Raw genomic sequence first — 13,623 nt, 5'->3', positions numbered from 1 at the left:
ATGGATGTGTGATAGTGAAATGAGGGAAAGAAATGAAGTACGTGACGCTTTTACTTCAAGTAGGCGTGCTATATGTATTTAGCCTAGTGGGTACGTGGATTCAAGGAGTATTCCATCTATCAATGCCAGGAAGTTTAATAGGGATGTTAATACTGTTCCTGCTCCTTTCCACTCGCGTTTTACCGTTAAAATGGTTTGAGTTAGGTGCGGAAAAGTTAATCGTATTTTTACCGTTATTTTTAATCCCTTCGACAACAGGGCTCATGGAATACGGGTCTTTTCTTTTCAGTAAGGAGAGTATTATATTCCTTTTAGTAGTTGCAAGTACTGTAGTAACTTTGATTGTTTCAGGGTATATAAGTCAATTATTAATAACAACAAAAAAATAAAATCGACAAGGTGCACGATTCAAATGGTCTTAATTATTATTACTGTAGCAATTTATTTCTTGGCGACAAAGCTATATAAAAAATTTACGTTTGCATTTACGTTACCGGTGTTAACAGTTACGGCAATTATGATTTGTTTATTTTTCATTTTTGGTATTTCTCATCATGAGTATAGGGAAAATGGAGGAGACATTCTTTCAAGCTTATTGAGCCCTGCAATTGTAGCATTAGCCATACCTCTATTTAAAGAGCGAAAGATACTTATGAAAAATTTTTTATCGATACTTATTGGAGTAGTGATAGGTATAGTGGCTGTAACGAGTATGAATGTAGTGATTGGCGGAATTTTAAATATAGATAAGGAACTTATATTAACTACTTTACCACAGTTAGCAACGATGCCTATTGCCCTATCATTAGCGGATCAAATTGGTGGTATTCCATCTATGACTTCTAGTTTTGTAGTTGTTGCAGGAATAACAGGCGCTATGATCGGACCAACAGTACTTAAGTTTTTCAGTATAACAAGTACGATTGGAAAAGGAGTTGGAATGGGCTGTGCATCACATATTATCGGTGTGAGCCGTCTCGTGAAGGAAGGCGAGAAAGAGGCGACAATCGGTTCGGTAACGATGATTGTAACTGGAATACTCATTAGTATACTAATACCGTATGGAACGAAATTTATTTTTTAAATGTAATGGAGATGATAACAATGACAACATGGTTTATAGTTACATTATTTGTTTTTGGAGCTATTAAAGTATTAGTTTCTAGCATGCCCACTTCTGTTGTGGAATCAATTATTAGTAAATTTGAATTGCATCAAAAGCTTGAGGCGGAAAATACTTCTATATCGATAGATGGAAAAAATATAGAGGGAGAAATGAAACTACAAGTTATTCATGAATTTAATGAGGCTTTGTTTTTAGATAAACATTATTTCCCGCCGCACGGAGAAGGGACACCCATAGTCATTGATACGAAGAAAGGGAATAAAGAGATTAGATTTTCGCTATATAGCTATGAAGAACATGTTGATGTCATTAAGCAATATAAGAAGAAAGTCGTTGCCTATCGTTTACGCTCTAAAAGCCTTCAAACATTGGCACCATTAGCAATAACGGAAGAGTATGCTTAAGAAGGGACCTATAATGGTCTCTTTATTTTTTTATCCAATTATATACGTTCCAAATAAAAGAATGAAAAATCATATAACCAAATAAAGAATATGTATGGTTCCAATTCGCGTTATGTACAAATAAACCTAAACTTTCAGCAATCTGTTCAAAAAGGCTAGCACAAATACCGATTGAAATAATAAATAAAATTCTAGAAACGTTAGATAATTTTTTTGAAATGTGTATAAAGATAACTGTTAAAATCGGCAGTACGAACAATGTAAAAGCTATATTAACCGAAAATGTGGATGAGAAGGGCCTAGCCGGAAAGGAATATATTTGTTTATGAACAAAAAAGGCATCTAAGCAAGTTCCAATAATAGAAGAGAGAAAGATTGTAACTACTAATGCTAGAAACTCATTCTTCTTCTCGGAGGAGGACATTTTTCTTTGCGAGAATGGCGAGTTCAATTTTTTCGAGTGTTTTGCAGTAGTCTTCTGTAATTTGTCCATTTATATTTTCCTCCTTATCAACTAAGTAATTTACAACTTGCCAATCGGTAAACCAATCTTCACTGTCAACTTCTTCATGCTTCATATCTCGCCATGCATAGATGAGTGCAGGGCTGTATATGCGATAAGCGCCATTTCGTAACTGGCATTTCTTTATTCGGCGCTTATAAAACTCACGGGAAAAAGATTCATTTACACTTGAAAATAAATGGGGCCAGTAATCTTTCCTTGATCCTGTATGTGGATGGTGTTGAGCCCAGCTTATTATTTGAGATAAAACATGTGTATCTCGAAATAATAATGAGTACAATCTTTTTCCAATTAATATCCGTTCATGTAAGGAAGTGAAATGTTTCATTGTATCACCAAATAGTAATACTTTTTGTTTCTTATCATTTTCGTAGAATGGGAAAAGAATATGATTAAACTGAAAGAAATCAAAGAGTTTAAATCCAATACTATTTAGTACAGTCTTTTTAAATTGTACATTTTGAATCACTCTTTTTTCTAAGTAGTTTTGTTCATTAATAATAGTGGCAATCGCTAAAGTTTTTTTGTTACCTGTTTTCCAAAAATGGTGCCACATCGTTTCCATAAATGTAGAAACATTTAGGTGAGGGAGAAGGTGAAATAACTTTTGTGATCTCTTTACACTTTGTTCGTAAAGTAAAAATTGAGGGTATACATCTTGGAAAATAAGCCAATTCCCTTTTTCTAAAAAAGAAAAAAATATGAATTGATCTTTCTCTGATAAAATTCTCGTATATAAATCCCCCTTTAAATCAGTCATATTCCAACCGCCGTTACGTGATACCATATGTCCAAGCAGTGCCCAATGTATTTCTGGATATTGAATGTAAAATTGGTAGTATGCGCGTGTTCTTGTAACATTATTTTTATTTAGCTGTTCTGTTTGTATTTTTATTTTGTTGATGATGAGTTGCTCTTCTTTCGTTAATTTATACATGGTATCAGAAGGAATAAGTTTGCTTTTTTGTTTTAATTCATTTTTTACGTCGAATAGGGAGAGAGGCAGTGCTTTGGAAGGTCCGTTATATGTATGATTTGAATTGCTTCGGTCCATTCCGTTACCTCCCTTTTTCATAAATTTAAACATGATTATTGGCTATGAATCATTCTATTTATTTTATTACGAGTATAAGAAATAAATGAGCGGTGTTTTTTTACAAGGAATTTATTTATCATGCAAACAGTATGGAAAATCTTACTGTTGTGAGGTGAAATGAAAAACAGAAACTAAGTTTAATAGTTTCTGTTTTTTTATTTTGTCAATTAAATGTAACAAACGACGATTATGATTTGAATCAATTGAAAATAATTCAATAAATATTATTTAAATTGAGATGTTTCGTAGGAGGAAAAGGAATGTTAAATAAAATAATTTTAATTACTGGTGGTACAGGTTCGTGGGGGCATGAACTTATAAAACAACTATTAGAAAAATCACCGAAAGAAATTAGAGTTTTTTCAAGAAATGAAACGGTTCAGTTTGAAATGCAGCAACAGTTTATAAATGATCATAGGCTAAAATTTATTATTGGAGATATTCGTGATAAAGATCAACTAGTCTATGCATGCCAAGGTGTACATTATGTATTCCATCTTGCAGCTTTAAAACACGTTCCAGTATGTGAGTATTATCCTTATGAAGCTATAAAAACTAACATACATGGTACGCAAAATGTAATTGAAGCCTCTACACAGATGCAAGTTGAAAAAGTTATATATGTTTCAACGGATAAAGCAGCTGATCCATCAAATACGTATGGGATGACAAAAGCAATTGGTGAAAAATTAATGGTTCATGCGAATATACAAACGAAGAAAACAAAATTCATTTGTGTTCGTGGTGGAAATGTTTTAGGAACGAGTGGAAGTGTAGTACCGCTTTTTAAACAACAAATTAAAAGATCTTCAGAAGTAGGGATTACCGATGCGAATATGACTAGATTTTTCTTAACAGTTGAAGATGCTGTTGGATTGTTATTTAAAGCCGTATATCAAGGTAGAGGCGGGGAAATCTTTGTTATGAAAATGCCGGCATGTAAAATAACAGATTTAGCGGAAATATTAATTGAAGATTCAAAAAAAGAAAATATTAAGGTGAAAGAGGTAGGGATAAGACCGGGTGAAAAATTAAGTGAAATGCTTCTATCTGAGGTAGAGAGTAAAACAAGTATAAGTTTTGATCAAAATTATTTTGTGGTACTACCGACGATTCCTATCGAAGGACTTCAAGAATATTATTCTAGCTATCCGCTAGTGGATGTGAAGAGTTTTAGTTCTCAACAAGATTTACTTGCAAAACATGAGGTGAAACAAATGCTATTAAAAGGAGGGTTTTTGCGATGAAAAAAAATGCGAGCCTTTTAATAACTGGTGCAAATGGTTTCACAGGCCGCCATGCTTGCCACTATTTTTTAGAGCAGGGCTTTCATGTAATTCCTATGTTTCAAAATCGTGCACATAGAGAAAAAATTAGAAATGGTATTACGTGTAATTTAACTAATAAGAGCGAAGTAATGAAGGTAATGAAACAAATAAAGCCAGACTACGTATTGCATTTAGCGGGAAGGAATTCGGTTATAGAATCTTGGACAGCTGCTCTTGAGTATATAGAGATTAATGTAATAGGAACGTTATATTTATTAGAAGCAATTAAGCAAGAAGCCTCGCATTGTAGAACATTAGTTATAGGATCTGCTTTGCAAGCAGATAGTATGAACGAAATGAAAATTTCAAATCCATATAGTTTAAGTAAAACGATGCAAGTCATTATTGCAGAGGCTTGGGGAGGATTAATGGATTCAAATATTATCATTGCAAAGCCCTCAAACTTAATTGGTCCAGGGGTATCGAATGGTATTTGTTCGATTCTCGCAAAGAAAATAATAGATATAGAATCAGGTAGAAGTAAGGCTATTATCGAAGTAAACAGTTTGAAAGATAGTAGAGATTTTCTAGATGTACGTGATGCGGTCAAAGCGTATCATGTGTTATTACGAGATGGAATAAGTGGAAAACAATATAATATCGGATCAGGAGTAAAACGATCTTTATTAGATGTACTAGAACAATATAAAGAATTAACACAGCTAAATTTTTTTATAGAGGAAACAGAGAAAAGTGGGAGCGACTCAAATGAGAGTTTAGCAACAGAGGAAATAAAAAATTTAGGTTGGATCCCAGAAATTGAATTTCATCAATCATTAAAAGATGTACTTGAGTATGCGAAGTGTAGTGACATCTGCATGCAATGAAAAACAAAAAAGGGTGTAAGAAATATATGAATGGTTATGAAGTAATAGATAATCAAAATACGCTATTTCTTTCAATTGTTGATACGCTGGACTGGAGAGATGAAGAAGCGCATGTATTGCTTATTTATGAGGCAATACATAAATATCAAGCGTATGTAGAAGAAAAAAGGGTTAATCGAATAAAGTCAGCATTAGAGACGGAAACTAGATATGTGATTCAAATCTTTGCTCAATACGAGTGTAGTGAGTATGGAAATGATTTTTATGAACTCATTAACGATCTTTTACAAGATATAGAGGTGGAGTTAAAGATTTATATAAAAAATAATAAGTTTATTTACATTTAAAAGGTAAAGAGAAAGCTAGATTTTTAATAATAAAGGTGGGTATAAGTTATGAGCAAAACGATTCTTTTTACTGGGGGCGGTACAGCCGGACACGTTATGATTAATATTGTATTAATTCCTAAATTTATAGAGAAAGGCTGGAGAGTCGAGTATATTGGATCCAAAAATGGAATTGAAAAATCATTAGTGCAAAATGTTAAATACAATAGTGTTTCAACGGGAAAGCTTAGGAGATATTGGGATTGGGATAATTTTAAAGATCCTTTTAAAATTATACGCGGTTGTTTACAAAGTTATAATTTAATTAAGAAAACAAAGCCTGACGTTATCTTTTCAGCAGGAGGATTTGTTTCAGTTCCTGTAGCTATAGGAGCATGGTTAAATCGTGTGCCTATAATTATACGTGAACCAGATAGCACATTAGGGCTTGCCAATAAAATAGCATTACCTTTTGCTACAAAGCTATGCACAACATTTCCTCAGACAGGAGAAAATGTAAGTAATGAGAAGAAGGTTTATGTAGGACCAATTGTAAGGGTAGAAATTGAGAAGGGTAACGTATTACGAGGAAGAAGATATTGTGAATTTCAGCAAGATAAACCAGTATTATTAATTATGGGTGGGAGTCAAGGTGCTAAGTGGATAAATGATATGGTAAGGGAATGTTTAGATACAATACTATTAAACTTTAATATTATTCATATATGTGGTAAAGGGAAGGTAGACCCATCTATTGGCATGGAGGGATATATGCAATTTGAATATATAGGCGACGAGTTGCCGCATATACTAAATATGGCAAGTGTTGTAGTTTCTAGAGCGGGTTCTACTGCTATTTCTGAATTGTTATTTTTGAAGAAACCGATGTTGCTGATCCCGTTAACTAACAGTTCCAGTAGGGGAGATCAAGTTTTAAATGCTGAATATTTTTCACGGCAAGGATATGCGGAAGTTATACTCCAAGACAGAGTAAGTACGAATACATTTATACATGCAGTAAATAAGTTGTATACAAATAAGGAGAAATATATTCAAAACATGAATGGATATAAGAAAACAAATGATGAGGGAATTCATCAAATAATAGATATAATAAATGAAGTGGTGAAGTAATAGAAATGTAAATAGAAAAACAAAAGGAAAGAAGGTATCTTCTTTCCTTTTTGCTATATTTGTTCTAATTAGTTATGTACTATGGGTGAATGCCGTTTTCTAATAGCTCAGTAAATGCATGAATATGAATAGGTTTACTGTAATAATAACCTTGAATAAACTGACATTTATTTTTTTGAAGGAAATTTACGTGCTCTTTCGTTTCTACACCTTCAGCAATGACAGACATTCCTAATGTATTTGCTAATGTGATGATCGTTTTAATAATTTCCATTCCATCATCACATGTTTCAGACATTGTAATAAATTCTCTCGGGATTTTTAACGTATCAATTGGATACAAAGGTAAGTAGGCTAGCGAAGAATAACCTGTACCAAAATCGTCGATAGAAATGTGAATCCCTAAACTTTTTAGTGTACGCAGTTTTATCAATGTTTCTCGCTCATCCATCATTGCAATTCGCTCTGTTAATTCAAGATCAAGAGAGCTTGCTGGTAAACCTGTATTTGTTAAAGTAGAAGAAATAGATTTTACAAAATCCTCTTGTTCAAATTCTTTAGCAGATAAATTTACACCTATTTTTAAATGTGAATATCCGAGTGCGTGCCAACGTTTCATTTGTTTACAAGCCTGCTCTAATGTCCATTTACCTATTGAAATAATTTGTAGTGTTTCTTCTGCAATCGGAATAAACTCGTATGGAGAAATAATACCTAATTCAGGATGATTCCACCTAATTAAAGCTTCTGCACCGATAATTTTATTAGATTCACTATCAACTTGAGGTTGATACAAAAGGAACAATTCTTCATTTTGTAGTGCGTTTGGTAAATCTTTTTCTAATCGCAATCGTCTTTCAATTTTTTTAGCGATTACATCGTCATAAATAGATACAGAGTTAAGTTCTTTTGCTTTTGCATCATACATTGCAACATTAGCGTTTTTCAGAAGTGTAGCGGTATCGATTCCGGAATGTGGATAAATAGCGATGCCGATACTCAGTGATAAAGTTAATTTATGCTCATGTATGATAAATGACTTTTTCATGCATTTAAATAATTGGTTACATAATTGGAATAAGTAATCTTCGTCAGTATAGTTTTCAATTATGATTGTAAATTCATCGCCACCGATTCTTGAAAGATGAGTATGTGATGGAAGACATGATTGGAAGCGCTTTGCTACTTCTTCTAATATGTAGTCTCCTGATGAATGTCCAAGTGTATCGTTAATTGCTTTAAAGCGATCTAAATCTAAATATAATAATGCAAACTCGCTTTCTGTTATTTCAGCATTTTTTATAACTCTCTTTAATTTCTTATGGAAAAAGGCACGGTTACCAATTTTCGTTACAGTGTCATGGAATGCTAAATATTTTATTTCTTCTTGCTGTTTTTTTAGTGCAGTAATATCTTTCACCATAATATAGCTTCCTGAAATTTGTCCGTCTATTATAATAGGAATGATTGTAACGTATAAAAAATAAGTAAAGCCATCTTTATATTGAGAACTAAGTTGTAAGGATGCCGATTCTTGTTGTTTCACTTTCTCTAACGCCAATGCTAGCTTATGCTTATCTTCATCTAAAATAATCGAAAAACAAGTTTCACCGAGTAACTCATCTGTTGGTGCTCCAAGTAGTACACTCCCAGCCTTATTTACATTTAAGAATATTCCATTTAAATCAATGGTGAAAATAGGGTCAGGATGATATTCATATAATGATTTGAATTTTTGTTGTTTTTGAGAAAGAGCCTCTGATTTATGAACTAAATCAGAAGTCCGTAAAGTAACTTTTTCTTCTAGTTGGGCATTAAATGCCTGCAAACGTTTTGTTAAGGAATTGTTTTGCATACGTACGATAGAATGACGAATGAGTACGAAAATAAAAGTAATACAATTTCCTGTAATGAGAGTTGAAGATGATGTTTGTTCTTTTAATGTAAACCCGATTAGTATTGCAACAGCAAGATAGGGAAATACAACTAAAGCTTTTTTTCCTATTATAGGGTTTACAAGGAAATAATTTCTATGGCTATTATGATCTTCTGAAATAGAGCCAGCTATTGCAATAAGTAATATAGGTATTCTATATAAAAGACGTAATAATATTATCGTTTCAGTTGATAAGTGGTTATTTAAGTAAAAATAAATATAGTTAAAAGTTGCAGAACTTATTAATACAAAAATAAAGATATAAATTTTCCGTTTGGAATTAAAAATTGTTGGACGGAAAAAGAGACTAACACCTAGCAGTAGAAATAATAAATCTGCAATTGGGTATAAAAATGAAAGGAAAACATCTCCTAGTGAAAGAGCGAATATATTTAAATTTGGTTGATTAAATAAATACCATTCTAATGTAAATATGGAAGTAAGCACTATGCATATATCACAAATAAAGAACGCTTTTTCCCATTTATTGCATTCCTTTAAGATTTTATAGCAGAAAGCGATAAGACAGAAAAATAGAAAAAACATGTAAAATACATCTGAAACCGTAAAACGATGTATTGGAATTTCGAAGAAGCTATCTTGATATGTATATACTATTTTCCCTAATAAAAAACTACCAATTGCTATTGTAATACATATCCAAAACGGATTTGAACTGACTTTTTTAGAGTATATAGAGTAAATCAGTGATACAAATGTAATGGCTTCAACGACAAGTGAAGCGAAGCGTACATCTGAATTTGAAAAATGAGTAGGGAACAGATAGAAAAACATAAAATAGATTGAATAGCATATTAATGTTCCGATTAATATACATAATTGTAAATTTTTATTTAATTTCAATGAAATCACCTTCTTTAATTATGCACTATGTTCGTTATATCTATACATAATAATATTATTTAAGAATTGTATCAGATTTCCTTATAAAAATCATGTTTATAAGGAAAGTGTTAAAGAGTGTAAGTATTCTTAAGGTTGAAAAAATATTGCGGTTGATAGTATAGACTGTATCAAGACTTTAAATAGAAATTGTATATTTAGTCATCCTTTGAATTGTAAAGTTTTTTTAGTGATTTGTAAGTGGAGATGCAAAATTGCATATAAAATGATGAGTATCTTTTTTTGGTGAGCTTTTTATTTTTAATCTGAATATTAATATTTGTGAAAATATTGAGAAAAGATATAAAATAAGAACGTGTATTCTTACAGAGTGGAATAGTATTGCCACTAAATAGGGAGGCTTTTTTATGATATATCGAATTAAAGATGCAGAAATATACTATGAAATTGTGGGAGAGGGTAAACCGGTCATTATCATACATGGCTGCGCCCCTGACCATAGGTTAATGATGAAATGTATGGAATCAGTATTTCAGAAATATGAAGGTTATAAGCGAATATATATTGATTTACCTGGAATGGGAAAATCGAATGCTCCAAATTGGATAAATAGTTCAGATCGTATAGTAGAAGTGCTTATCACATTTATTGAGGAAATCATTTCTACTGAAAAATTTTTATTGGTAGGAGAATCATATGGAGGCTATTTAGCCAAAGGTATACTTGCAAAGATGTTTGAGAGAGTTAGCGGATTACTATTAGTATGTCCTGTTGTTGTAGCGGAGCCAGAAAAAAGGATTCTTCCAGATAAACAGGTAATTGTACAAGATGAGGAATTTTTAAATACGCTCACTTCCACAGAAAGAGAGGAGTTTTGTGAGTTAGCTGTAATAGCAAATGAATATACATATAAGCGATTTAAAGAAGAAATTAAGCCTGGGTTAGATGTTGCTAATTATGAATTTATTGAAAGGTTGCAAAAGAATTACTCTCTTACTATGGATTTTCAGCATGAAAAATATGAAAATCCCGTTCTTTTACTGACTGGAAGACAAGATATATCAGTAGGTTATCAAAATATTATAGAAATTATTGAAGAATATCCAAGGGCAACATTAGCAGTGTTAGATATGGCAGGGCATAATTTGCAAATTGAGCAGCCTGAATTATTTGAGAGTTTAGTAGGAGAATGGATTAGACGAACAAATCAGCACAGTTTATAAAGTATTTTAGTATTACCCCTAAGTGTTGAAATGGGATAAATGAACGTGATTTATTAACTTATCTTGCTATTTGCCGGGCAGCCCGATTAGTGAGGGCTGATTAAAGTTTCACTTTATAAAAAATTTTAAGGAGAAATTATGAGCACATATATTTATATGGTTAGACATGGTGAATCACCAAAACTAGAAGGAAATGAAAGAATGCGTGGATTAACTGAGAGGGGACATATGGATGCCCGTAGAGTAACTGACATATTAAAAGCGGAGAGGATTGATACTTTTATTTCCAGTCCTTATAATCGGGCTATGCTAACGATAGAGGAGTCAGCTAATTTCCATGAAAAAGAAATAGTAGTATATGAAAATCTTAAAGAGTGTATGTTTTCAAGTGAGGATCAGGTTATATCAGACAAAGAGGTGTATCCACTTGTACAGAAGATGTTCTCTAATCCGGACTTTGCACGAACGGAAGGAGAGTCATATGCAGATTGCCAGAGAAGAGTAGTGAAAGTATTAAAAGAAATCTTAATGGATTTTCGAGGATGCAAAATTGTAATTGGTACACATGGGCTTGTCATGACATTAATGATGAACTATTTTGATAAACAATATGGTTTTGAATTTTTAATGAATACGTCAAAACCGGATATATATAAGATGGAATTTAAAGAAGAACAATTAATGAATGTAGAGAGATTATGGAAAGCTGAATAAAATTAGTTGCATGGATTTTGTTGTAAAAGTTACTTTTATAGCAAAGTCTTTTTTTGAATAGAAAGCATCTTTATCAACTATTGTTAGAATGTTAAATAAATAAGTAATTATTCAGTCTTTGAATAAATTATGGAGAAATTGGTTTAGGGAAACAATTTTAAATGTGTCAAAATTCCAAACGTTGGATTTATATTCAATAGGAGAAAAAGATGTAGAATTTTGTCTTACAGTCCCCGTTTACTTTTCATTTCATTACATATAGGCTTTGTGGTGTAAGGGAGGACATTGCCTTTACGTAAAATCTATAAGGAGGTCATTGTAATGAAACAGATTAAAAAGTTTGCGGGAGTTGCTTTAGCGGGGACGATTGGATTAAGTGGATTACTGTTTTTAGAACCAAGTGTAAGCGTTGCGGAAGCACAGCAAGTGAAAGTAGAAAATTTCAATACAATTGATGTAACGATGAATCTAAATGAATTGTATGTATTAAGTGGCAGAAGCATTGATATTCTTTCTGGAGATAAAGAAGCAATTCAGTTAAATAAATACACAATTAGTTTTAATAAACCTGGGAAGTATGTGATTAAAGTAAATGGCTGTATTTATGATGATGTATATACTTTTATTGTAAATGAGTAGTATATATTCTTAAATTGCGAGATAAAAACAGAAACACCCTATTTGCGATGAGAGTCGTAAATAGGGTGAATTTATTTGTATTAAGCTGTACTTTAAATATGTTCACTAATTTTCTTTTTGTTATGTAAAAGTGTTAACAATGTAAATGAAATATACATCTTCACAGTCAAAAAAGTTAAAATATTTCGTTTTAAGGATTATAATGGAGGGAGGAACATAAAAGGGAGTGAATGAACTTGAAACAAGAACTTATTGAAAGATTTACGAGATATGTAAAAATTGATACGCAATCAAATGAAGAAAGTCATACAGTACCAACAACACCAGGACAAATTGAGTTTGGTAAGTTATTAGTGGAAGAGCTAAAAGAAATTGGTTTAACAGAAGTAACGATGGATGATAATGGCTATGTAATGGCAACACTTCCAGCTAATACGGACAAGGATGTTCCTGTAATCGGATTTTTAGCCCATTTAGATACGGCAACAGACTTTACAGGGAAAAACGTCAAACCACAAATTCATGAAAATTTTGATGGTAATGCAATTACGTTAAATGAAGAGCTAAATGTTGTGTTAACACCAGAGCAGTTCCCGGAATTACCATCATATAAAGGACATACCATTATTACAACTGATGGTACAACACTTCTAGGAGCAGATGATAAAGCTGGTCTTACAGAAATTATGGTTGCAATGAACCATTTAATACATAATCCACAAATTAAGCACGGGAAAATAAGAGTAGCATTTACACCGGATGAAGAAATTGGTCGTGGGCCAGCGCATTTTGATGTAGAAGCGTTTGGTGCATCATTCGCTTATACGATGGATGGAGGTCCATTAGGTGGTTTAGAGTATGAAAGTTTTAATGCTGCAGGTGCTAAGTTAACGTTTAACGGAACGAATACACATCCTGGAACAGCAAAAAATAAAATGCGCAATGCTACTAAACTTGCTATGGAGTTTAATGGGTATTTACCAGTAGAAGATGCGCCAGAATATACAGAAGGCTATGAAGGATTCTATCATTTACTTTCTTTAAATGGTGATGTTGAGCAAAGTAAAGCATATTATATTATTCGAGACTTTGATCGTGAAAATTTTGAGGCACGTAAAAATAACGTTAAAAATATTGTGAAGACTATGCAAGAAAAATATGGCGAAGATGCAGTCGTTTTAGAAATGAATGATCAATACTATAACATGCTTGAAAAAATTGAACCGGTAAGAGAAATTGTTGATATTGCATATGAAGCAATGAAAAGTTTAGACATTGAACCAAATATTCATCCGATTCGCGGAGGCACAGATGGATCACAATTATCATATATGGGATTACCGACGCCGAATATTTTCACTGGTGGTGAAAACTATCACGGTAAATTTGAGTATGTTTCGGTAGATACTATGGAAAAAGCCGTTCAAGTTATTGTGGAAATTGCAAGACGTTTTGAGGAGCAAGCTTAAAAAAGAACCAAGTA

Annotated in this window: 14 protein-coding genes; 11 read left to right on the top strand and 3 right to left on the bottom strand. The window is 32.4% G+C overall.

Annotation, left to right across the window (positions count from 1 at the left end; genetic code table 11):
• Positions 1-32 precede the first annotated feature (32 nt).
• Genes BLT20_RS19250 through BLT20_RS19240 form a run of 3 tightly spaced genes read left to right on the top strand, consistent with a single transcriptional unit; the run spans position 33 to position 1,530 of the window.
• Entirely contained in the window at positions 33-389 is a 357-nt protein-coding gene (locus BLT20_RS19250) for a CidA/LrgA family holin-like protein (RefSeq protein WP_000878488.1), read from the top strand.
• A gap of 23 nt (positions 390-412) precedes the next feature.
• Positions 413-1,084, top strand: a complete 672-nt coding sequence (locus BLT20_RS19245) for an LrgB family protein (protein WP_000242940.1) — start codon at positions 413-415, stop codon at positions 1,082-1,084.
• A 20-nt stretch (positions 1,085-1,104) separates the two neighbouring features.
• Entirely contained in the window at positions 1,105-1,530 is a 426-nt protein-coding gene (locus BLT20_RS19240) for a YfmQ family protein (RefSeq protein ID WP_000214634.1), read from the top strand.
• 22 nt (positions 1,531-1,552) lie between these two features.
• On the opposite strand, the gene BLT20_RS19235 is transcribed toward BLT20_RS19240, so the two are convergent.
• Both BLT20_RS19235 and BLT20_RS19230 read right to left on the bottom strand, forming a co-directional pair.
• The gene (locus BLT20_RS19235) at positions 1,553-1,954 is read right to left on the bottom strand and encodes a CBO0543 family protein (protein ID WP_033666325.1); all 402 of its coding nucleotides are present in this window, start codon (positions 1,952-1,954) and stop codon (positions 1,553-1,555) included.
• A complete protein-coding gene (locus tag BLT20_RS19230) occupies positions 1,929-3,107 on the bottom strand; it encodes a DUF2515 domain-containing protein (protein ID WP_000376159.1) in 1,179 nt (392 codons plus the stop codon). The genes BLT20_RS19235 and BLT20_RS19230 overlap by 26 nt, the downstream gene beginning before the upstream one ends.
• Positions 3,108-3,409: 302 nt before the next feature.
• Here BLT20_RS19230 and BLT20_RS19225 point away from each other — a divergent pair, with 302 nt between their 5' ends.
• From BLT20_RS19225 to BLT20_RS19210, 4 genes are read left to right on the top strand one after another with little or no spacing between them, the layout of a single operon-like run.
• Entirely contained in the window at positions 3,410-4,396 is a 987-nt protein-coding gene (locus BLT20_RS19225; RefSeq protein WP_000932614.1) for a UDP-N-acetylglucosamine 4,6-dehydratase family protein, read from the top strand.
• Positions 4,393-5,304 (top strand): SDR family oxidoreductase, encoded by a 912-nt coding sequence (locus tag BLT20_RS19220; protein ID WP_000739080.1) that lies wholly within the window; start codon positions 4,393-4,395, stop codon positions 5,302-5,304. The genes BLT20_RS19225 and BLT20_RS19220 overlap by 4 nt, the downstream gene beginning before the upstream one ends.
• Entirely contained in the window at positions 5,301-5,651 is a 351-nt protein-coding gene (locus tag BLT20_RS19215) for a DUF6572 domain-containing protein (protein WP_002164458.1), read from the top strand. Before BLT20_RS19220 ends, BLT20_RS19215 begins: the two co-directional genes overlap by 4 nt.
• A 48-nt stretch (positions 5,652-5,699) precedes the next feature.
• Positions 5,700-6,764: an undecaprenyldiphospho-muramoylpentapeptide beta-N-acetylglucosaminyltransferase gene (locus BLT20_RS19210; protein ID WP_000047551.1), complete on the top strand. Its 1,065-nt coding sequence runs from the start codon at positions 5,700-5,702 to the stop codon at positions 6,762-6,764.
• Positions 6,765-6,843: 79 nt separating this feature from the next.
• Here the strand turns inward: BLT20_RS19210 and BLT20_RS19205 are convergent, their stop codons facing one another.
• Positions 6,844-9,564: a sensor domain-containing protein gene (locus BLT20_RS19205; RefSeq protein ID WP_000773561.1), complete on the bottom strand. Its 2,721-nt coding sequence runs from the start codon at positions 9,562-9,564 to the stop codon at positions 6,844-6,846.
• 407 nt (positions 9,565-9,971) lie between these two features.
• Between BLT20_RS19205 and BLT20_RS19200 the strand changes: the two genes are divergently transcribed.
• The 4 genes from BLT20_RS19200 (at position 9,972) to pepT (ending at position 13,609) form a co-directional block, all read left to right on the top strand.
• Positions 9,972-10,787: an alpha/beta fold hydrolase gene (locus BLT20_RS19200; RefSeq protein WP_000640334.1), complete on the top strand. Its 816-nt coding sequence runs from the start codon at positions 9,972-9,974 to the stop codon at positions 10,785-10,787.
• A gap of 138 nt (positions 10,788-10,925) precedes the next feature.
• Positions 10,926-11,501, top strand: coding sequence for a histidine phosphatase family protein (locus BLT20_RS19195; RefSeq protein ID WP_000109179.1), 576 nt, complete (start codon positions 10,926-10,928; stop codon positions 11,499-11,501).
• 321 nt (positions 11,502-11,822) lie between these two features.
• Positions 11,823-12,140, top strand: coding sequence for a hypothetical protein (locus tag BLT20_RS19190; protein WP_000809495.1), 318 nt, complete (start codon positions 11,823-11,825; stop codon positions 12,138-12,140).
• A gap of 236 nt (positions 12,141-12,376) precedes the next feature.
• Positions 12,377-13,609 carry a peptidase T gene (gene pepT, locus BLT20_RS19185; protein ID WP_002164459.1) on the top strand — a complete coding sequence of 411 codons (1,233 nt, stop codon included), beginning with the start codon at positions 12,377-12,379 and terminating at the stop codon, positions 13,607-13,609.
• The last annotated feature ends 14 nt before the right edge of the window (positions 13,610-13,623 follow it).

Source organism: Bacillus sp. cl96, from assembly GCF_900100505.1.
Taxonomy (GTDB): Bacteria; Bacillota; Bacilli; order Bacillales; family Bacillaceae_G; genus Bacillus_A; species Bacillus_A cereus.
Note: the sequence above shows the minus strand (reverse complement) of the source record. Positions and strands in the feature narration are given on the sequence as shown.